Below are 20,642 nucleotides of genomic sequence, written 5' to 3' on the forward strand. Positions count from 1 at the left end.
AGGCATGGAGGTGTCTACGAAACCCGGGGCGATTCAGTTAGCATCGACATTGTCGGCACGACGGCCAGCGCCAGAGTTGACACCGACAACCTCTCGGGTTTCCGCTTCACTGATTTTTTCCACCTACTCAAGGTCGAAGGAGAGTGGACGATTGTGAGCAAGATTTATTACTCACACCGAAATACGTGATCGGGAACCAGAAAGAGCTCACCTAGGGCTTGGTCGGTAAAGGGCTGCCAAAGTCCTTACTCCGGCGAAGTCGTCGAAACCAAAGGCGGCAATCACAAAACCCTGAAGGAATGGAAAGCTGAACACGGCTCCGCGACCGTCGAGTCCTGGCTAACCAAGTGATTTTGGTTTGAGTACAAAAAGGGCCCTTCGAGGGCCCTTTTTGCTGTGTGGATTTTATTCAGAACCGGTCTTTACCTGGTCACTGATAAGTTGGGCCAAAATTCGTACAGGCTCGGTAAAACTCCGCCGAGACCGATGTACGAGCCCGATATCGCGGTGGAAGGTGTGTTGTCCGAGATCGAGCGCTCGTACACCTACGGGCCATACCTGATGGGTTGCTGTCTGCGGCACTAGAGCTACACCGACACCATTTTCAACCAGCTTGATGATGGCCTCTAGTTCATCCAGCTCGCAAACTTCACGCAAGGTGAAATGCATCTGCCGAAGGAAGCGATCCACTTGTCTACCCCCGAATGATGATCGGTCATACCGAATGAACGGTTGGCTGGAAAGTAGTGCTGACCAATTTTCTCCCGGCAGTTCACGCGGCACAATCAGTCGGTAGGGTTCAAGCGCTAACATCGTCCAGCGTAGATCGCTCTGGAGCGAGAAGGGTGCAGACATTGCCTCAGCGACAGAGGTCAGCTCTATGCCTTCGCTATGATGGAAATCGAGCCAAAGAGCAGAGCCGCAATAAACATTACAACGCAGGTACCAATCATCCATTTCATGGAGACGCGTTGGTTATCGCCATAGTCCAAATCGAGTAATCCGCACAGAAGGTAAGTAGAGGCCACCAGAGGGCTAAGCAGGTGTACCGGTTGACCAATAAGGCTGGCGATGGCCATTTCCTGAGCACCAATTCCGTAGTGGCTGGCGGTCTCGGCGAGGATCGGCAAGATGCCGAAATAGAAGGCGTCGTTGGTCAGCACGTAAGTGAACGGCATGCTGAGAAATGCCGTAAACACGGACATGAAGTGTCCTGCCCACTCAGGTACCACATAGATCAAGCTCGCAGAGATTGCCTTGATCATGCCTGTTCCGCTCATGATTCCAACAAATGTCCCCGCTGCGAAAATCAGCAATGTCACCGCTAAGACGTTATCGGCATGTCTCGCTACCATTGCTTTCTGATCTTTGAGCTTTGGAAAATTGACCAGAGCACCAATGGCGAAGGCGAGCATGAACAGGATCGGCAACGGCATGAGGCTGATCATCATTGCTGCAATCAGGCTAATGGTAAGTGCCGAGTTGAAAATGAATCTCCAATCTCTCATGCGGATATGTGCCATTCCTTCCAGCGCGGCTTCTTCATCGAGTTGAACCACTCCGAGACGGCGGTACTCCACGCGGCCCAAGTACCATGCAGAAAAAAGAACCCAGATCGCACCAGCGAACATGATAGGAATCATCTCGACGAACAGCTCGGTGATGTCTACATGCATGGCGCTTGCCGCGCGCGAAAACGGCCCTGCCCACGGGAGGATATTCATCACCCCGATGGTCATCAGCAGCACGGTTGCCATCACTTGCATGCGGATTCCGGTCAGACGGTACAGAGGTAGCAACGCAGCCGTGGTGATGATGTAGGTGGTCGCACCGTCACCATCAAGTCCGACACAAAGTCCAAGAATCGCAGTCCCTAAAACGATTTTCCGAGGATCGCCTTTTACCGTTTTCAGGATCAACTTGACTAGGGGATTGAAGAGCCCGGCATCTGTCATCATGCAGAAGTACAGGATTGCGAACGTAAGCATGATGCCGGTTGGTGCTAGCATCTTTACCCCGTCCAGCATCATTGGCCCTAGTTGGGTAGCGAAACCGCCCATAGAAGCGAAGGCGACCGGAACTAGCAGCAGAGCTACCAGAGGCGAGAGGCGTTTGCTCATGATCAAGTACATGAAGCAGATGATCATTGCGTAGCTAAGGAGAGTGAGCATGTTTTCCTCTTTATTTTTATGAATTGTTTTCTGGGGCCCATGCGCTTTTGGCTTTTTTATGGACGAAGTGGGCCTATATGCACGAGGGCATATAAGGAGTGCTGCGCATAAGGATTACGTCGTGGCGTGGGAAAACATGGGGTTGCCCGAATGTTCCAAGTCCGCGACCAGGATGCTGCCGGTGGAAGAATCGATGATGTGCAGGGAACGATTACCAGGCCCGCCAAATGCGAGGTTGGTCACCGTTCGTCCTCCAGTGCATGCCTCTATTCGATACAACGGCACCGCATGCCGGTCAGTGACCCACACACAGCCATTCCCCGCATCGCAGATATAGAGATTGCCTTCGGTATCAAGCGCCATGCCGTCGGCCCCACTGACACCTCCAGCCATGGTCATGAATATGCCAACTTTGGTGGTGCTGCCATCCGATTGAATGGGCAGGCGCCACACGGCATTGCCTCGGGTCATCGCCACCAACAAGGCTTTCTGATCGATATCCATCACGAGTCCATTCGGACTGGGGCCGTTGTCTATCAAGCAAGTCAGTTGCTGTGTATCCAGATCGTAGCGAAACACCCGACCGCTGGGATCGTGCTGCCCGGTCTGGCCTTGGTCGGTGAAATAAAGCAAACCCAAGTCATCAAAGAACAGGTCGTTCACACCTTTGAAGCCTTCACTACGATGGTGAGTAAGGAAGGGCGTGATTTTGCTATTAACTGGATTTAACAGAAGAATGCCGTGCTTGTAATCGGCAATGAAAATGCGACCGTCCTGGTGAATTTTCAGGCCATTAGGCCAACCGTCATACTCCACAACTAGCTGCCAATCACCCGAAGGTGTAACCCGAAAAATTCGCCCATAGGGGATGTCAGTGACGTAGAGGTTGCCTTCGAGATCGAAGGACGGCCCTTCCAAAAAGCTCTTGACCCGCTGTCCAGGTTTGTTCGCCCTTACCCAATCGGAGTCACCGTCACGCCAGAACCCTTCAGGTAATTGGCTGAACAGACGTGTCGGCAGCACGCGAGGAGGGGCGTAAAAACTCATGGCAGTCTCCGGTGTAAACAGACGTGGCGGCTGTTTAGCCTGTCCAAGCCTTTTTTTGTTATGTTCTATCCAGCGGAACGTGATTCTTATGGCTAGAACAACTTTCAGGCCATATGCTTCCTTCTGTCAAGCCTGTTTTTTCGGATGACTCTCCCGTAAGCGTTCTCTCGTGAATGTATTCTGCCGTTGATCACGATTTTGTTGACAGCCATGGTTACGCATCGCAGTATTTTAAATAGAACGTGATTCTGTCAGGTAGAACGAAAGCTCTTTTTCATGTCACCTCTCCGAGCGAGCTGTGTGGCATGGGGAAAAAACAAGAAGAGGTCTAGCGATGCATAACAACAACGACATCGACATTTTGATCAGTGAAGTGGGGCCACGAGATGGGCTTCAGAGTGTGAAGGCCACAATGCCGACCGAACTCAAGCTTCAATGGATATCAGCACTGGCCAGTGCCGGTCTGCGTGAAATTGAGATCGGCTCGTTTGTCTCGCCCAAGCTCTTGCCTCAAATGGCTGATGCCGCGCAGTTAGTCGCTCATGGGCGTAGCTTACCGGGCTTGTTCGTGACCGCACTGGTGCCAAACCTCAGAGGCGCGCAGGCGGCCTTCGAGGCCGGCGTACATAAAATCACCATGCCGATTTCTGTTAGTGAGCCGCACTCGCTGTCGAATATCCGCAAGACGCACGCTCAGGTATTCGAGGAAGTGCGCTCTGTAGTGGCCCTGCGTAACACGCAGTTCCCGCATATCCAGATAGAAGCCGGTCTGTCGACAGTGTTCGGATGCACGATTCAGGGCGAAGTACCGGAGGACGATGTCATCCGCATGGCCGTTACGATGGCCGAGATGGGGGTCGACGAAGTCGGCCTGGCTGACACAGTCGGTTACGCCAACCCAACCCAGGTTCGCCGCCTGTTTACCCGACTGCGCGACTCAGTAGGTACGGTGGCTGGCAGTGCGCACTTTCACAACACACGCGGTCAAGGCTTGGCCAACGTCGTAGCGGCGATAGAAGTAGGAGTCACTACAATCGATGCCTCCCAAGGCGGGATAGGCGGGTGCCCTTATGCACCGGGCGCCTCGGGCAACATTGTGACTGAGGATTTGGTGTACCTGCTTGAGTCCATGGGGCTGCGCACGGGCGTCGATATCGAACGTTTGGTGGCTGCCCGTGAGTGGCTGCAACGGGGTTTGCCCGGTGAACCGCTATACGGTTTCATTCCGGACGCAGGCGTCGGCAAGAACTTCCATTACGCGAAAAAGGATGCATGAGCATGCAGCAGACTTCTGAAAAAGCCCTGCCGCTCGCCGGCATCCGTGTCATCGAATTTGTGCATATGGTTATGGGCCCAACCTGCGGTTTAGTACTCGCGGATCTTGGTGCCGAAGTCATCAAAGTCGAACCGGCTCCGGCAGGTGACAACACTCGACGTCTCATGGGATCCGGCGCTGGCTACTGGATGACCTACAACCGCAATAAAAAAAGTTTTGCCGTGGACATGAAAACTGAGGCGGGCATGGAGGCGGTGCGCAAGCTGATCGCCAGCGCTGACGTGGTGACTGAGAACTTCCGCCCAGGTGCGATGGAAAAGCTTGGGCTCGGATTTGAGCAAGTCAAAGGAATCAAGCCCGACATTATTTACAGCTCAATGAAAGGCTTTTTGCCTGGCCCCTACGATCACCGCACGGCGTTGGATGAAGTGGTGCAGATGATGACAGGGCTGGCCTATATGACGGGCCCTGAAGGGCGTCCGTTGCGCGCTGGCGCCTCAGTCAATGACGTCATGGGTGGCATGTTTAGCGCGATCTCGATTCTGGCGGCTTTACATCAGCGTAATGCCACTGGGCAGGGGCAATTTGTCCAGACTGGCTTGTTCGAAAATTCTGCATTCCTAGTGGCTCAGCACATGATGCAAAAAGTTGTGACTGGGAAAGCCGCAGCGCCGATGCCAAGCCGCATTTCCGCATGGGCCATCTATGACGTATTCAACACCTCTGATGATGACCAGGTGTTCCTGGGTGTTGTCAGCGACAGTCAATGGCAGAGCTTCTGCACTGCTTTTGACTTTACCGAACTCGGTTCCGATCTTTCGCTGCAACAGAACAATGAGCGTGTTGCGGCCCGCGATCAGATCATGCCTCTGGTTATCGAGCGCCTAGGCAGCATGAGCAAGGCTGAAGTGATGGCCCGTTGTGAAACGGCAGGATTACCGTTTTCGCCGATCCAGCGTCCGCAAGATCTGTTCGAAGATGAACACCTGAATCAATCAGGTGGCATGGCTGAGCTGACGCTGCCTGATGGTGAGGCAGTGAAAGTGCCGATGCTTCCGTTCGAGATGGACGGTCAACGATTTGGCACTCGCCTGAACGTGCCGGCGTTGGGCAGCCACTCCAATGAGTTGTTGAGCCAGATGGGTTATGCACCAGCCGATATTGAGGCTTTGCGTAGTGCCGGTGTTGTTAAAGGCTGAGCTTTTGTCATCCCAGGGTGTGTTACCGGCGGCATGACTGAGCCGCCGGCTTCAATAAGAACAATATCGAGGATCACGTCATGGCCACCGTCACGACTTCCGCAACTGAATCGTCCGCTCCTGTCTCCATAGTCCTGAGTAGAGAGCAGACACGTGTCCTGCACAAAGCCGCCTGGCGCTTGATACCTCTTTTGGCACTCGCTTATTTTTTCAACTACCTTGACCGTACCAGCGTGGGGTATGCCGCACTGCAGATGACCGATCAGCTCGGTTTGACAGCATCCCAGTTTGGTCTGGGCGCAGGCATCATGTTCGTCGGGTATTGCCTTTGTGAAGTTCCAAGCAATCTGGCAATGTTCCGCTTCGGCGCGCGCCTTTGGATGGCTCGAATCATGATCACTTGGGGCCTTGCCGCCGCTGCGACAGCACTGGTCATTGGGCCCTACAGTTTCTACATTGCGCGCTTTGTACTCGGAGTTGCTGAGGCTGGTTTTTTTCCTGGCGTAATATTTTTTCTGACGCTGTGGTTTCCAGCTCAGTATCGAACTCGGGTGCTGGCCTGGTTCACCATAGCGACCCCCATCTCGTTTCTGGTCGGTGGGCCACTGTCCGTTTGGTTGTTGCAGATGCACGGCATCTGGGGTCTATCTGGTTGGCAATGGATGTTCCTGATTGAAGGTCTGCCAGCTTGCATCCTCGGGTTGATCACCCTCAAGGTCATGGTTGACCGTCCGGCTGAAGCCAAATGGCTCACCTCTGAAGAACGCAATGTTCTTGAAGAGATGCTTGCCGACGAGAAGCGCAGCCACCCCAAAAACCATGGTTTCAAGGACGCGCTCAAAGACCCACGGGTCTGGATTCTCAGCTGTATTACGTTCAGCTTCACGCTCGGCTCCTACGGGATCGGCATCTGGTTGCCGCAAATGCTCAAAGGGCATGGGGTTGAAGTCAGCATGATTGGATGGGTGGCGGCGATTCCCTATTTCTTCGCGACTATTGGCCTGCTTATCTGGGCTCGTCATGTAGACCGTACTGGCAAAGGCATCCTGCACCTGATCCTGGCTTTGCTGCTGGCAGGTACTGCTCTATTAGTGGCAATGCAGATGAATACTTTGGTTCCTGCACTGCTCGGTATCACTTTTGCGCTGATTGGAACGATTTCGGCCAAAACCATCTTCTACACCTTACCCGGCAAGTTTCTTTCCGGTCAGGCGGCAGCAGGTGGGATTGCCTTGATCAACTCCATCGGTGCGCTTGGTGGATTTGCAGGCCCGTATCTGATGGGCTTTTTGAAAGACTTTACCGGTTCATTCAGCGCTGGATTAATGGCGATGGGGTGCATCGTGTTTGTAGCGGCCTTGATGGCAATGTCCCTTCGTCTGTTCATGCGTGACGCTTGATAGGAGGAGCTTGCTCAGTGGTAGCGTAGTCGAACCTGTGGCCATGCCTCATTCATTGCCTTCTGCAGCAGTCAATGAAAGAGGCTTCAGAATTTCAGTCTAGTCAGCAGTTGTTCCATCGTTGGGACTCATTGAGGCGAACGTTGTATGGGCTGGTTGTGAAACGATTTGGCAGCTAATAGGGGCAAAGGGTAAGGTTCACCCTTATCGGGCATTCGCTTTTGCACCGTACTCCATCGTTTTTTATTTTTCCGCGAGCGATCATGACGAGTGAACAACCCAAAGATGTCGAGCCTTCCAATCCTGCTGCAGAGGGTGGTGTGGCTGCGGTTGACCGGGCATTCTCGATTTTAACGGCATTCGATATTGACCAGAGCAGTCTGTCGCTGGCTGAGATTGCAAGGCGTACTGGGCTGTACAAAAGCACCATTCTTCGAATCATAACGTCATTGGAGTTCGCAGGCTTTGTGCGGCGACTTCCCGATGGTAATTATGCAGTGGGCCCTGAACCACTGCGTCTGGCGCAGATCTATCAAACCTCGTTTCGCCTGCGTGATGTGATCTATCCGATCCTGGAATCGATTACCGAAGAGAGTGGTGAAACCTCATCATTTTACGTACTGGATAACGGCAGTCGCGTTGTGCTGTTCAGGGTTGAGCCTAAGCGTGCTGTCCGATTCTCCATTCATGAGGGCGCGCGCTTTTCGTTGCAGGCGGGAGCTTCGGGCAAAGTGCTACGAGCCTTCAGCAAGTTGCAAGACCCGGCTCTTGCGCAGGAACGCAATCAGTTCTGGGCGGCGTCCAGTGGAGAGCGGGATCCCGAAACCGCGTCGGTTTCGGTACCGGTCTTTGCTGTAGGGTATGAGTTCAAGGGGGCTCTCACCCTGTCGGGCCCAGCCGAGCGTTTCAACAAACAACAGATGGATGCTGCGATTGCTATGCTGCTTCGAAACGCAGCTATTGCCACCAGTGCCCTAGGTGGTAACGATCAGGAATTGGTCAAGGCGTTGCGTAATTTATAGGTCGTCAACTCAACGCGAAGGCATGTCGTGAGCACATCATATGGTTGACGTTTGAGCTATCGATGTGCGCGCGTCAACAGCCGACTCTCGCGAACCTATCCAAGTGAAGTGACACAAAAATCCGCACACTGGAGAAGTAGTCGAAACGAAAGGCGGCAACCATAAAACGCTGAAAGAATGGAAAGCGAAATACGGTTCCGACACCGTGGAGTCCTGGCTGACCGAGTGATCTTGATTTGAGTACAAAAGGGCCCGAGAGGGCCCTTTTTTGTAGCAGATTGAGGGACATTGGATCTGGCGTTGCCGTAGTGGGCGGTCACACCGTGCAGCACTCATACGTGCTACACCGCACCCATAGAGCGAGTGTTCGTGCCAACGCCAATCACCTTTCCTGTCCTATGGCGGCGTTCAAAGAAATTCCTTTCGGATGTCGATACTCGACCGTTCGCCAATATTGCAGTAGTTCTCCGAGAGCCACGTCTCGGCCTCGCTTCGTCCGTTGTCGCGCAGCCCGCAAAGAAAGTCCCAGTCCGCGTTGTACTTGCTGGACACGCTGAGCGCACACATTGCCTCGTCTGACTTAATGGAGTGGATCAGCATCTCCTTCATCTCGTTGCGATCGACCTTGCCTTGCTGGATGAGGTCGGTGACAAAAGCGATCGTGCGCAGCTCACGCATCAGCGACGAATTAAAGCTGATTTCACTGATGCGATTAAGGATATCAGCAGCTGTAATGGGTACGCCTGGGCGGACGAGTGGATTGATATGGACAATCACCACATCGCGTGTATTGCAGTGGTAGATCAACGGAAAAATGGCCGGGTTTCCCAGATAGCCGCCATCCCAGTAGTTCTGTCCGTCGATCGTGACCGCTTGGAACAATGTCGGCACACAGGCTGATGCGAGTACCGCTTCGGCGCAAACCTCATCTTTCGTGAAAATGCGTATTTTTCCCGTTTCGACATTGGTTGCGCAAAGATAGAGGTGGAACGGGCATTGGCTCCGCAGGGCTGCGAAATCTATCTGTTTATCCAGCACATCCCGCAATGGACTCAAGTTGCGGCTATTGAACTGGTAAGGCGAGAATATTCGAAGTGCCATGTCCGCAAACGTATACATGGGTGAATAGTCCAGACCGAAGCTGTGTGTCCCTTTCAACCATGGCATCCAGCGCAACGGGTTATGACGCTCGGCGGACTGCGCCACGGCGTACCAGAAATCGTGCAGCGCCTGGCGCGCCCCGGCCTCGCCACCTTGCAGCATACCGTAAGCCAGCACGGTGGCATTCATCGCGCCGGCACTGGTTGCGCTCACCCCTTCAATGGCAAGCCTGCCATCCTCGAGCAACCGATCGAGCACGCCCCAGGTGAACGCACCGTGCATGCCGCCGCCCTGCAAAGCCAGCGCGACCGGCTTACGCTCATCACTGCCCCGAGGCTTTCCGTTCTTCGTGGTCATTCGAGGTCTCCTCGTCGGAGCTGATACGAATCGGAACTTGCTGCGGCGCTTCGTCCCGTCACGCGCTTGCCTACGACACGCCGATGCTCCATTCAGCACCATGCGTTATCGATCGTTCACTCCCCGCTTGATGCCCATGCATCGAGCAACGCCTTGGCTTGTAGCAAATCAACGCTGTCGAAGCCTTCGGTGAAGAAGCTATAGATGTCGGCCAACATTTGCCTGGCCGCCTCCTTGTCTCGTGTTTTCCATAACTGAGTAAGGCTCACTGTGGCTCGTAGCTCGAGTGACTTTGCACCTTGTTGTCGAGCGACCGAGATCGCCTTGTGAAAGCATGCTAGCGCTTCCTGCTGCACGGCAGAATCCTGTCTGTCTTCACCCGGACATTGGAGAAAAAGAGTTCCCTTCAGGCGATACAGCTCTGCTTCATAAAAGTGCTCGCCTGTTCTGTTCACCATAGTCAGAGCGTCGGTCACGGCATCCAATCCTGCCTGCGGTTGCCCGTCGCGTCCGTGAGCTGCGGCCAGCAGTGCTAGAAAATAAGAGCATCCAAATTCTGCTCCGGCTGCCTGGTAATTGGCGATACCTTGGGTTAGCTGAGCGATGCCTTCGTCAATGTTTCCCTGCTCGGTGCGAGCCCAACCTTGAAGAATATTCCCCCATGCCAAAGAAAACGGAAACCCTCGTTCGAGTGAAAGCTTAATGGCGGCATCTGCACACTCTTCGGCGAGTTGTACGTCGTGCCGAAACTGCGCGAGTATCGACGTAGCGGAGAGGGTGAAGGCCAAGCTAATCGGGTGGGAAATCTTCTTGTCCAGAGCAAGGGTATCCCGGCTGCGCGTGCTTGCTTGATCGGGAAAACCCAAGTACCAAAGACTCCAGGCCGAAAATGACAGGGCGTAGCCCGGATCCAGGCCGTACGTAATGGCATGTGTGCGATGCCGGTCTGGGATGTAGAGGGCACGCGCCTGCTCCTGATGGTCATGGGCATTACGCAGATCACCTTGGAAGAACAATGTCTCTCCAAGTGCCGCATGGGCATCCACGAGCAAGTCCGGATCCTGCGCAGTTTGCGCAATGCTGAGCAATCGTTCAGCCAGTTCGCATGCAGTGGAGTATTCCGCACGCAACTCGTAGTAATTCCACAGTCCCAGCAGCGTAGGGAAAAGCGAGTCATCACCTACTTGCGCGCACAGCGCTAGTGCACGGGTGTAAGTGGCCGCTACCTCGGGCGCACCATAGCCTCGCACGGCCATCAAGGCTGGCCCCAGGGCGAGTAGCAACGTCAGTTCCTGATGAGCACGCGCTGGCGTATCAGGCAAATGCTTGAGCAATTCCAGCGCCGCGCCGAGGTGACGCATTGCATCGAGATGGGCGGAATGCTGGAGGGCCTGTTGCCCGGTACGGTGCAGGTATTCCACGGCCTTCGGAACATTGCCGCTCAGCCTATAGTGGTGCGCCAGTTCGCTGCAGTAATCCGCGATGCGAGTGGGGAACAGTGCCTCGATAGCCTGCGCCGTGCGCTCATGCAGCGCGCTACGCCGCTCCGTGAGTAGCGAGTGGCCCGCAACCTCCTGGGTTAGCGCATGCTTGAACGAATACTCCACCTCCGGAAATGCGGGCCGCTGGTAAATGAAGTCCGCAGCCTCCAGCCGGGCGAGCAGATCGCACAAGTCTTCGTCCAGCCGAGCGTCCCGCCCATCACAGATGCACTGGATCAGACTGAACGGAAACTCTTTTCCGATAACGGCGAGGATCTGCAGCAATTCCTTCTCCGCAACGGGGAGGCGGTCGATACGGGCGGCGAGTACACCCTGCACAGTGGTGGGAATATGCAGCGCAGCCGGAGTTTGCTCGATTCGATATTGACCGGGTTCACCAAGCAGCAATTTTTCCTCCGCCAGCGTTTGCACCACTTCTTCCATGAAGAAAGGGTTGCCCTCGGTCTTATCCAGGATGAGCTGTTTGAGAGGGGAGAGGGTGGGATCGTCCCCAAGCAGGGTCGCCAGCAGTCCTTGGGCTTCGGCTGGGCCCAGCGGTTCGAGCCGCAGTTGGCTGCAATGACTCGCGCGCGTCCACACAGGTTGATACTCGGGCCGGTAGTTCACGAGGAGCAGGATCGGGGGGCTCGCCAAGTGGTCGATCAAGTACGCGAGGAATGATTCGGTCTCGCAGTCCAGCCATTGCAAATCCTCGAACAGCAGTTCAATCGGTTGATTGCGGCTCTCGCGCGCCAGCAGTTGAGTGATCGCATCGAAGGTGCGATCGCGCCTGATCTGAGGATCCATTTCCGAGAGCACAGAACTGCTTTCGCCGATACCCAGCAGATACAGCAGGTAGGGCACGAGATCCTCGAAGCTTCGTTCGAGTGTAAGGGTCTTGCCCATGACCTTTTCCCGGCACCGGCGCTCGTCGTCCTGGGCGGTAATCTGAAAATAGTTGTTCAGCAGTTCGATGAGCGGGAAATAGGCAAAGGCTTTGCCGTGCGACACCGAGAACGTCTCCAGCACCAAACAGCCGCGCCGCGAGCGCTCCTTGAACTCATGAAACAGCCGTGACTTCCCGACTCCGGCCTCGCCTATCACCGCGACGACCTTACTGTGCCCCGCTTTGGACTGTTCGAGCGCCTGATGCAGGTGGTCGAGCTCGACCTGGCGGCCAACGAACCTGGCCAGCCCGCGATGTGCCGACAGTTGCAAGCGCGTGCGCAACGCGCCGAGACCCAGCACCTCGTAGACAACAAGGGGCTCGGGAATGCCTTTGACCTGGGCGGCCCCCAGGGCTTTGAATTCGAAATAACCTTCCGCCAGCTTGTAGGTGGGCTCGCTCACCAGGATCGACGAGGGTGCGGCGATTCCTTCCATCCGGGATGCAATGTGGATCGTGTTCCCGACCGGATCGTAATCGGTGTGCAAATTGTCCGTGCGGATCGAACGCACAACGACCTCTCCGGTATGGATGCCGACGCGGATTTGCAATGGAATGCCTTTCTCCAAGCGAATGCGATCGCCATGGCGGTGAATCGCCTGTTGCATGCGCAGTGCCGCATACAGCGCTCGCTGCGGATGATCCTCATGTGCGATGGGGGCTCCGAACAGCGCGAGTATGCCGTCGCCCAGGGTCTTGGCCACGTAGCCTTCGTAGTGGTGGACGGCTTCCATCATCAGCGCGATGACTGGCTCGATCAGGCGGTGGGCCTCTTCTGGATCGAGGTCGTGAATCAACGCCGTGGAACCGGCCATGTCGGCAAACAGTGCCGTGACGGTCTTGCGCTCACCGGCGGTCTCACCCCGGGCTTCCATGGCCGCCTGTTCGGCGCGGATGCGCTCGGCAAGGTGGTGGGGCGTGTATTGAATGGGCGCGGGAGAGGGCTCTGAAACAGGCTTGGGGCGCGGTGATGGCGCAGCAGATGCATCGGTCAGCGGCGCGCCGCATTCACTGCAAAATTTGGCGGAAAGGCCCGCCTCGTGGCCACAGCGCGGGCAGTTGCGTGACAGGCTGGCGCCGCACGCTTCACAGAAATTGGCCCCGGAGGGATTCTCGAATCCGCAGTTTGCGCAACGCATACGATCTCTTCCCTTTTGCTCGCGTTCAAGTAGACCACTCAAAAGACGGAAAAGCGTGACATCGATCTGGCAAAAGACAGATTGAAATCATCGGGCCAGCAGGCTCAGACAGCCTTGGAACCCTTCTGTTAAAGATAGTTTGTACCGATGTATCGAGAAGTAAAATTCGCTTATTGATGACGACCGAAGTTCATCAACAAGGGCCTCAATGCCTGCGGCGCTTTTCTCATTGAGCAACTCTCAGTTCTGCTTGTCCTCGGAACGATGGTAGGTCAGCAGAAAGATCTGGGCGAGTACAGCTACAGCCTGAAAGACGTGATCAACCCGCAGTCCGGCGCGTCGCGCTCCAACCCTCGAGTCCAAAGCTGGCAGCCGTAAACCTCGCCATATGAAGGTGTACAAAAATCAGGAAATCGGCGAAGTCGTGCAAACCAAGGGCGGCAACCACAAAACACTGAAGGAATGGAAGGCTCAGTACGGCTCCGCCACCGTGGAATCTGGCTAACCAAGTGATCTTGGTTTGAGTACAAAAGGGCCCGCGAGGGCTTTTTTGTTGGGGATGATCCGGTGAGGTGGACTTATGAATTGCCTAAGATAAGATTCAAGTCTTTTCGCTAAATCGGGTAATCGTTGATGTCCGTCAGCGCAGGTCAGTTTGCTGAATATCAAGCCTTCGCCGAGCAGCTAGCCGAAGCTGCCGCTGTAGCTATTCAGCCGTACTTTCGAGCAACGCTTGATGTGGAGGATAAGGGCGGTCGTGTCTTCGATCCGGTCACCTTAGCCGATAAGGCTGCTGAACGAGCCATGCGCGAACTGATTCAGGTTCGGTATCCCGCACACGGCATCTTTGGCGAGGAGGAAGGCTCAATCGTAGGCAGCAGCGAGCTGACTTGGGTGCTCGATCCTATCGATGGTACCCGAGCTTTCATCACCGGCTTGCCACTATGGGGAACGCTAATAGCCCTCAACGATGGTCAGCGCCCTGTGCTCGGAGTGATGAATCAACCCTTCACGGGTGAGCGCTACATAGGCAGTCCGGATGGTGCATGGTGTAATGGGACGAAGCTAAGAACACGCCAGTGCCAAGGTCTCTCCTCAGCAACACTGATGTGTACCACACCAGATATGTTCGAGACACCAGTGCGTCGAGAGGCTTTTCAATCTGTGGCAAGCCAAGCGAAATTGGCTCGCTTCGGCGGTGATTGCTATGCGTACTGCATGCTCGCTTCAGGATTCGTAGATGTGATTATCGAGGCTAGTCTGCAGCCCTACGACGTCCAGGCGTTGATTCCGATTATCGAAGGTGCCGGTGGAGTGATCACAGCCTGGGATGGCAGGACTGCTCAAAATGGCGGAACTGTTGTTGCTTGTGGTGATCCTGCAATGCATGCCCAGTTAGTGGAGTTGCTCAGGCACGCGGTTTAATGTGGGCAATCATCGCAATGGCTCAGGCTTAACGGTTCATAAGGTGTGAGAACCAAAAAAAAGCCCGGTCAAATGGCCGGGCTTAATTAAGCGTTACCCCTAGAACGTAGGGGCGCTAATCACACAGGAATAGCCTGGCGACCATGGGCGTTTGCTGCCAATAGCTCTGTATTTACTCGAACAAAAATAGAGTCACCAATAGCTGTCAGCACCTCTCCGGCATAGACCTCGCAGATCACACGAGTCTTGCGTCCGATATCGCCTACAACCTTGGCCCGCAGAGTCAGTGATATCCCCATTGGTGTGGGTTTGATGAATTTGATGCCAAGGTTTCCAGTGACGCAGGTGATACCGGGTTCGGTGCCGGGCTCACGGTGCTCAGCTCGGTAGTGATAGGCCATCGCCGTCCAGCTGGAATGGCAATCAACCAGCATCGCAATCATCCCGCCGTAAACCAGATCGGGCCAACCGCAGAACTTGGGATCAGGCAGGTGCTCGGCCATGACGTGCACACCGTCCTTATGCCAGTAGCTCTTGATATGGAGCCCATGTGGATTACTGCTCCCGCAGCCGTAGCAAATTCCTTCTGGTGCTGCGCTGTCTTGCAGAGATGTATTGAGTATGGTCATGCCTTAGTAGTCCTCAAAAAGCTTAACCCAATCGAAATTTTTAACTCTGTATTGATCGCTTATGCAAGTCACAACTGGTAGTGAAAAGCCATATCTTGCATGTCATGATTTTATAAGTCTGTGATGGCATCTCTTCAACAATTAACGATCATTCAACCAGAAATTTGGCCTGTCTGGTTTATTTTTGGCCGAATCAGCCATATCACAGCACGGTTGCGTAGGTAACAATCGTTTCAGGGTATGGATCAGTGATGCGCGGGATTAGCTTCCGATGTCATAGATCTAATTTCCTTTGAATAACAAATATAAAATAGCAGGTGATTTTATGTGTGTAAGAGAGCTTTTCGAGATTTTTCTTTATTCTCTGGCAGTTCGTGGTGAGTTTGCCGGAGGACAAGTCTAGGGAGTCAGCTCGCTAAACATAAAACATCTGAGATGCTGCGAAGGATCTGCGATTGCATTTCATTTAATCCATTCTGCCATAAAAATAATCATGAGGCTGGGTATGAACAAGGCGGCTGTGTGTGCTGTTGCTGGGGCTTTCGCATGTGTTGCACAATCTGTATCGGCAATTCCATTGAGTGATAATTTCGAGCTAATCACAACCGTCGGCGCGTTTTCCGAGTATTCAATGAGGGGCATATCATTTACTCAGCGAAAACCTGCCGTACAAGCTTCTGCCATTCTTGCCCATTCGAGCGGATTGTATGCTGGGGTGTGGGCTTCCAATGTAGACATCAATGGACTAGATACTCGGACGGAAAATGATTTTCTCGCTGGATACAATTGGAAAATAAGCGACGATATCAATCTTGATCTCGGATATATTCAATATACTTACCCAAAAAGCTCAATTCTCAACGCTGGGGAAGCGTATGGTGTTTTGACCGCTTATGGATTTAAGGTTGGGACGTACTACTCAAATAACTATTATGGTGACCAGGTTTTCACCTATAACTACATAGGTTATGGCACTAAAGCGTTACCTTATGATATCGGCTTAGATCTTCGTTTCGGGGTGGCTGATTACAAGGATCCAGCATTTTTCTCTTCTGATGGTAGCTCCGAGGAGTCGTATAACGAGTGGGAGGTCAAGGTGACCAAGAATTGGGTTGGCTTGGATTGGTCTGCAAGTTACATCGACACGAATCTGTCCGAAACGGAGTGTCTCTCAAATATTGGTGACAAGGAGTCATGCTCCGCACGGTTGTTGGTTGGCGTGAGCAAGACTTTCTAAAATTTGCACCAACAGAAGCGCATTTTTGCCAGGCCTCCCAGTGCCTGGCTTTTTTTTGCCTGCTCGTTCACCCCGGTCGTGGCTGACACAGGAGGCATCCTTCGGCAGGAAAGGCGGTCACTCGTCGGTTTTCTTTTCATAACACAACAGTCGTGTTAAAAAGAAGCTGGCTGCTCAAGCTTTGCCTCGCGACCCTACAGAGGGAACGTCCCTCTATCTCGCTTGACCAGTCCCATAACAACTTCAAAAAACTGGAGAGACCATGAGACCACTGGCTGATATCACCGTCGTCACCCTTGAGCACGCGATTGCCGCGCCTTTTGCTACGCGCCAACTCGCTGACCTAGGCGCTCGTGTGATCAAGGTGGAGCGTCCTAAAACCGGCGATTTTGCTCGTGCTTACGATGGACGAGTTCGCGGTATGTCTTCCCATTTCATGTGGGTGAACCGCTCAAAGGAAAGCTTGACCCTGGATCTCAAAAACGAACGAGCAAATCAGCTCCTTCGCAAGTTGATCCTTGAGGAGGCCGATGTCGTGGTGCAGAACCTTGCTCCAGGTGCAGCTGCACGTCTCGGCATCTCTTATGAGGAGCTTTCCAAAGAGCGCCCAGATCTCATAGTTTGTGACATCTCCGGTTATGGAGACAGTGGCCCTTACCGTGACAAGAAAGCGTACGATCTCCTGATTCAAAGTGAGGCCGGTTTTGTCTCGGTGACGGGCACAAAAGATGAGCCAGTCAAAGCAGGGTCTTCAATCGCTGATATTGCAGCCGGGATGTACGCCTATACCAATATCTTGGCAGCGCTTCTCGAACGAGAAAAAACCGGGAAAGGGCAACGTCTCGAGATTTCCATGCTGGAGAGCTTGGTTGAGTGGATGGGGTTCCCTCTCTATTACTCATTTGAGGGCGCATCGCAGCCTCCACGAGCTGGGGCAGGGCACGCTACCATCTTCCCATACGGCCCCTTCGTGGCAGGAGATGGAAAGACCGTAATGCTCGGCCTGCAGAACGAGAGAGAGTGGGCTTCTTTTTGCGAGCACGTACTTCAATCCCCAGAGTTGGCTAATTCCGAGCTTTATCACTCCAATTCCAAGCGCCATGAAAACCGCGAGCAACTCACCCAAATTATTACTGGAGTCTTTGCTGGGATGACGCGTGATGAGGTGATAGCGCGTTTGGAGAAAGCGCAGATCGCTAATGCTCAAGTCAACAACATGGCGGAGGTGTGGGATCACCCTCAGTTGAAAGCTCGTAATCGCTGGCGGAACGTGCAGAGCCCGATTGGCGAGTTTCCAGCTCTTCTTCCACCTGGTGGTTGGGCTGTGTCCGAGCCGCGTATGGATGCAGTGCCCGCAGTCGGAGAACACTCAAAATCGATTCTCGAATGGCTTGGTTGCTCCGCAACTGAGATTGAATCGTTGGCCAGCGAAGGAGCTATCTGATGTCTCGTTCCTACTCTTGGCGGTCGATGCTTTTTGTGCCGGCGAACAATCCGAAGCTGATCCAGTCTGCGATCAAGCGGGGAGCAGATGCGATCATTTTGGATCTGGAGGACTCTGTAATTCCCAGCTCGAAAGCGTCTGCGCGCGAGTCGCTACAAGAGTCAGTCGATTGCGTGGCAGCTGCTGGCATTGATGTCGTGATTCGAGTGAATTCTTCGCTAAAAGACATGGTTAAAGACATCGCAGCGGCAGATCTGTCGCAGGTTACGGCAATCCTGGTGCCTAAGTGTGATGACAGCTTCCGAGTGAAAGCTGCGGCTGATCTGATTCAAAACTACCGTAATGATTACGACCTTACACCGGTCATCATCGCTTTGATTGAGTCCCCAATTGGCATCCTCAATCTCAATGAGATTGCACAAGCGTCCCCGTTACTCAAGGGCTTACTTCTAGGGTCAGAAGACTATTGTGCGGCATTGGAAACTGCTCCTAGTGAGAGTGTTCTCACGCTCCCGGCTACTCAGGTTGCTATGGCCGCTGCTGCTCACAACCTACATGCACTGGGTTTGGTTGGATCATTGGCTGACTACTCCGACCTCGACCTTTTCGCCTCCAGAGTACGTGCTTCACGGGCAGTTGGGTTAAAGGGGGCGGCTCTAATCCACCCCAGTCAGGTCGCGCCAACGAATCTCGGTTTCTCTCCCTCCTCAGATGAGCTCGAACTGGCAGTGAGGATCGTCTCGGAGTTCGAACAGGCCAAACTTGAAGGTAAAGGTGCCATTGCGGTGGACGGCAAGATGATCGATGAACCGGTCTATCAAAGAGCGTTGCGTCTGGCTAACGCCAAGCGTTAATCACTGAGGTCATGGTGGCTGTGTTTGGCCAGCCACCGCTCGTTGAATTCATGACGGTCGTAAGGGTGGTCTATGAGCAGTTGGAGAAGTTGTTCGTTAACATCAGTTCATCACTCCAGCCGTCTTGTCGCAAAAGTCGAGCAGGCAGGCCTTGATCCTCGACTCGCGCTTCAGCGAAGCAGCTTGACGCTGGAGACGATCAATGAGCTTTCCACCAAGGTCAAAATTACCGACGAGTATCTGGTCTATCGAAACGTTGTTGCGTTGTTGCCAGGCAGAAACATCAGTATCGAAATAGGCCTTGCAGCAAGGGTGTCGGTGTACGGCTTGCTGGGGTATGCGTTTCTCACCGCTCCCACGTTAAGAGCCGCATTGGCAGCAGCCGCTGAATTCCCGGCTCTGATAGCGAACGGATTCAATATTTCGCTAGAGGAGTCGGATGGTATTGCCAGATTGAATTTCAGTGATTACACCGGCGCCGTCGACCTTAAGTCGGAGTATGCGGAGTTGGCGATAGCGTCCTTCAAGCGTACCTGCAGCGATATTTTGGGCGAGGAGCTGCAGCTCTTGAGTGTCGGGTTCGAAGGTAAGCGAAGCGACGAACACGGTGAACGATGTGCTCAACAGCTCACCTGCACCGTGCTCAACGAGCAACCAAAGAATTATCTCCGTTTTTCCGCGCAGTATTTAGACAAGGCTCTCCCGCTGGCCGATCCTGTTTCCCATCTGGAAATCTTGGAAATATGCAGAAGGCAGAACCGGGAATTTGCTGCTGAGCGAGAGTGGCTATTCCAAGTGAAAGCCATCATCGCTGAGACGTTGCACGCACCATTGCCATTAGAAGAAATTGCCTCACGCATGCATTGTTCGTCACGCACATTGCGGCGCCAATTGGGTGTGTTCAAAACGAGTTATCGGCAGTTGCTGGATGACGTTCGATTTGAGAAGGCTAAAACCATGTTGAAGGAAGAGAAGCTCCAAACGGATCAGATCGCCGAAAAATTAGGTTTCTGTGACGGGGCTGGATTCCGACGTGCCTTCCAGAGATGGAGCGGCCAGGCACCAGGTGCATACAAAGCATGACGGTGGCGCTTGAGCGGGGGAAGGACTGCTTCCTGAGCAGGGTGAAAGCCTATGAAGAGCATTGGACGAACGAAAAACTGCCAGTCGTTTTTAACGGCGTATTGGCTTCTAACCAGCGGGGGATCATGCAATGCGTTGGTAGTCAGGATCGATTGATTTTTCCAACGTCGACTGCCATTCTCCCCGCATTTATGCCTTCTAAGGAAGCTGCAGGAACTCATGCCTAAGATAGTCGATCACGAACTACGGAAAGCAGAAATCACCAAGGCGGTGCTCAAATCCATTGGCAAGAATGGACTTGCCAATACCACTATTCGTGGGATTGTTCGTGAGGGTGGCTTTAGCAGCGGTACCTTGGCGCACTACTTTTCTAATAAAGATGATCTCATCGACTTTGCTTTTCAAGCTGTCGCGGAGGATACATACGCTAGAATTGAGAAGCGTGCTGCACTGTGTACCTGTGCAGTGGATAAGGTTCGTGTTGTTATCGAAGAATTGGTACCTAGCCCAGAAGGTGAAATCGACTCAATAATTTCATTATCGTTTTGGTCGGCGGTTCCGTACGACGCAAAGCTGAAAAGTAAGTTTCATGAGGTTTATGAAGCTACGCGTAGACAGATTCGCGAATACATAAGCGAAGGTGTGGCGAATAAGGAGATTAAGCTTCAAGGTGAACTTGAAGATGAAGTTGATTTTATTGTCGCAATATCTGATGGGTTGCTGGTTTCATTTCTGTTAGATCCAGCCCGCTTTCCAGACGAGAAGCATGCTCGTCTCATTACCGCTGCCGTTTCTAGACTTAAATAATCAGCTTAAAGAGTCTGCTGTAAT

17 protein-coding genes and 4 pseudogenes are annotated in these 20,642 nt (G+C 53.5%); 15 read left to right on the top strand and 6 right to left on the bottom strand.

What is annotated here, in order from left to right:
* Both PMI29_RS21765 and PMI29_RS32250 read left to right on the top strand, forming a co-directional pair.
* Positions 1 to 189: nuclear transport factor 2 family protein (locus PMI29_RS21765; protein ID WP_007995713.1), on the top strand; the 189-nt coding region annotated here is incomplete at its 5' end.
* Positions 190 to 351, top strand: a pseudogene (locus PMI29_RS32250) (transcriptional regulator); the annotation flags it as partial. It abuts the gene before it with no gap.
* A gap of 54 nt (positions 352 to 405) precedes the next feature.
* Here the strand turns inward: PMI29_RS32250 and PMI29_RS30920 are convergent.
* From PMI29_RS30920 to PMI29_RS21755, 3 genes and pseudogenes are all read right to left on the bottom strand, one after another.
* A pseudogene (locus PMI29_RS30920) lies at positions 406 to 849 on the bottom strand (LysR substrate-binding domain-containing protein); the annotation flags it as partial.
* 29 nt (positions 850 to 878) lie between these two features.
* Complete coding sequence (locus tag PMI29_RS21760; protein ID WP_007995716.1) at positions 879 to 2,171, bottom strand: CitMHS family transporter; 1,293 nt, start codon at positions 2,169 to 2,171, stop codon at positions 879 to 881.
* A 114-nt stretch (positions 2,172 to 2,285) separates the two neighbouring features.
* Positions 2,286 to 3,218 carry an SMP-30/gluconolactonase/LRE family protein gene (locus tag PMI29_RS21755; RefSeq protein ID WP_007995717.1) on the bottom strand — a complete coding sequence of 311 codons (933 nt, stop codon included), beginning with the start codon at positions 3,216 to 3,218 and terminating at the stop codon, positions 2,286 to 2,288.
* A gap of 334 nt (positions 3,219 to 3,552) precedes the next feature.
* Between PMI29_RS21755 and PMI29_RS21750 the strand changes: the two genes are divergently transcribed.
* From PMI29_RS21750 to PMI29_RS32170, 5 genes and pseudogenes are all read left to right on the top strand, one after another.
* Complete coding sequence (locus tag PMI29_RS21750; protein WP_007995719.1) at positions 3,553 to 4,494, top strand: hydroxymethylglutaryl-CoA lyase; 942 nt, start codon at positions 3,553 to 3,555, stop codon at positions 4,492 to 4,494.
* A gap of 2 nt (positions 4,495 to 4,496) precedes the next feature.
* Positions 4,497 to 5,693, top strand: a complete 1,197-nt coding sequence (locus PMI29_RS21745; protein ID WP_007995720.1) for a CaiB/BaiF CoA transferase family protein — start codon at positions 4,497 to 4,499, stop codon at positions 5,691 to 5,693.
* 80 nt (positions 5,694 to 5,773) lie between these two features.
* On the top strand, positions 5,774 to 7,093 hold the full coding sequence (locus PMI29_RS21740) for an MFS transporter (RefSeq protein ID WP_007995721.1): 1,320 nt from the start codon (positions 5,774 to 5,776) through the stop codon (positions 7,091 to 7,093).
* Between the two features lie 263 nt (positions 7,094 to 7,356).
* The gene (locus PMI29_RS21735) at positions 7,357 to 8,115 is read left to right on the top strand and encodes an IclR family transcriptional regulator (protein WP_007995722.1); all 759 of its coding nucleotides are present in this window, start codon (positions 7,357 to 7,359) and stop codon (positions 8,113 to 8,115) included.
* A 112-nt stretch (positions 8,116 to 8,227) separates the two neighbouring features.
* Positions 8,228 to 8,344, top strand: a pseudogene (locus tag PMI29_RS32170) (transcriptional regulator); the annotation flags it as partial.
* A 179-nt stretch (positions 8,345 to 8,523) separates the two neighbouring features.
* Here the strand turns inward: PMI29_RS32170 and PMI29_RS21730 are convergent.
* Positions 8,524 to 9,573 carry a patatin-like phospholipase family protein gene (locus tag PMI29_RS21730; RefSeq protein WP_007995723.1) on the bottom strand — a complete coding sequence of 350 codons (1,050 nt, stop codon included), beginning with the start codon at positions 9,571 to 9,573 and terminating at the stop codon, positions 8,524 to 8,526.
* Between the two features lie 116 nt (positions 9,574 to 9,689).
* On the bottom strand, positions 9,690 to 13,139 hold the full coding sequence (locus tag PMI29_RS21725) for an adenylate/guanylate cyclase domain-containing protein (RefSeq protein ID WP_033052158.1): 3,450 nt from the start codon (positions 13,137 to 13,139) through the stop codon (positions 9,690 to 9,692).
* A gap of 228 nt (positions 13,140 to 13,367) precedes the next feature.
* On the opposite strand from PMI29_RS21725, the pseudogene PMI29_RS32820 reads away from it, so the two are divergent.
* Both PMI29_RS32820 and hisN read left to right on the top strand, forming a co-directional pair.
* Positions 13,368 to 13,652: pseudogene (locus PMI29_RS32820) on the top strand (histone-like nucleoid-structuring protein, MvaT/MvaU family).
* 120 nt (positions 13,653 to 13,772) lie between these two features.
* Positions 13,773 to 14,564, top strand: coding sequence for a histidinol-phosphatase (gene hisN / locus PMI29_RS21720; RefSeq protein WP_007995725.1), 792 nt, complete (start codon positions 13,773 to 13,775; stop codon positions 14,562 to 14,564).
* A 119-nt stretch (positions 14,565 to 14,683) separates the two neighbouring features.
* Here hisN and PMI29_RS21715 read toward each other — a convergent pair whose 3' ends face one another.
* Complete coding sequence (locus PMI29_RS21715) at positions 14,684 to 15,193, bottom strand: PaaI family thioesterase (RefSeq protein WP_007995726.1); 510 nt, start codon at positions 15,191 to 15,193, stop codon at positions 14,684 to 14,686.
* 505 nt (positions 15,194 to 15,698) lie between these two features.
* On the opposite strand from PMI29_RS21715, the gene PMI29_RS21710 reads away from it, so the two are divergent.
* The 6 genes from PMI29_RS21710 to PMI29_RS21690 all read left to right on the top strand — a co-directional run bounded on the left by PMI29_RS21710 (position 15,699) and on the right by PMI29_RS21690 (position 20,618).
* Positions 15,699 to 16,430 (top strand): TorF family putative porin, encoded by a 732-nt coding sequence (locus PMI29_RS21710; protein ID WP_007995727.1) that lies wholly within the window; start codon positions 15,699 to 15,701, stop codon positions 16,428 to 16,430.
* Positions 16,431 to 16,692: 262 nt separating this feature from the next.
* The gene (locus tag PMI29_RS21705) at positions 16,693 to 17,874 is read left to right on the top strand and encodes a CaiB/BaiF CoA transferase family protein (RefSeq protein WP_007995728.1); all 1,182 of its coding nucleotides are present in this window, start codon (positions 16,693 to 16,695) and stop codon (positions 17,872 to 17,874) included.
* A complete protein-coding gene (locus tag PMI29_RS21700) occupies positions 17,874 to 18,728 on the top strand; it encodes an HpcH/HpaI aldolase/citrate lyase family protein (protein WP_007995729.1) in 855 nt (284 codons plus the stop codon). The genes PMI29_RS21705 and PMI29_RS21700 overlap by 1 nt, the downstream gene beginning before the upstream one ends.
* Before the next feature lie 72 nt (positions 18,729 to 18,800).
* Complete coding sequence (locus PMI29_RS21695; RefSeq protein ID WP_007995730.1) at positions 18,801 to 19,811, top strand: AraC family transcriptional regulator; 1,011 nt, start codon at positions 18,801 to 18,803, stop codon at positions 19,809 to 19,811.
* Positions 19,808 to 20,038 (top strand): hypothetical protein, encoded by a 231-nt coding sequence (locus tag PMI29_RS0129950; RefSeq protein WP_033052160.1) that lies wholly within the window; start codon positions 19,808 to 19,810, stop codon positions 20,036 to 20,038. The genes PMI29_RS21695 and PMI29_RS0129950 overlap by 4 nt, the downstream gene beginning before the upstream one ends.
* Complete coding sequence (locus tag PMI29_RS21690; protein ID WP_007995732.1) at positions 20,031 to 20,618, top strand: TetR/AcrR family transcriptional regulator; 588 nt, start codon at positions 20,031 to 20,033, stop codon at positions 20,616 to 20,618. The genes PMI29_RS0129950 and PMI29_RS21690 overlap by 8 nt, the downstream gene beginning before the upstream one ends.
* The last annotated feature ends 24 nt before the right edge of the window (positions 20,619 to 20,642 follow it).

It is taken from the genome of Pseudomonas sp. GM49, assembly GCF_000282355.1.
Lineage (GTDB): Bacteria > Pseudomonadota > Gammaproteobacteria > Pseudomonadales > Pseudomonadaceae > Aquipseudomonas.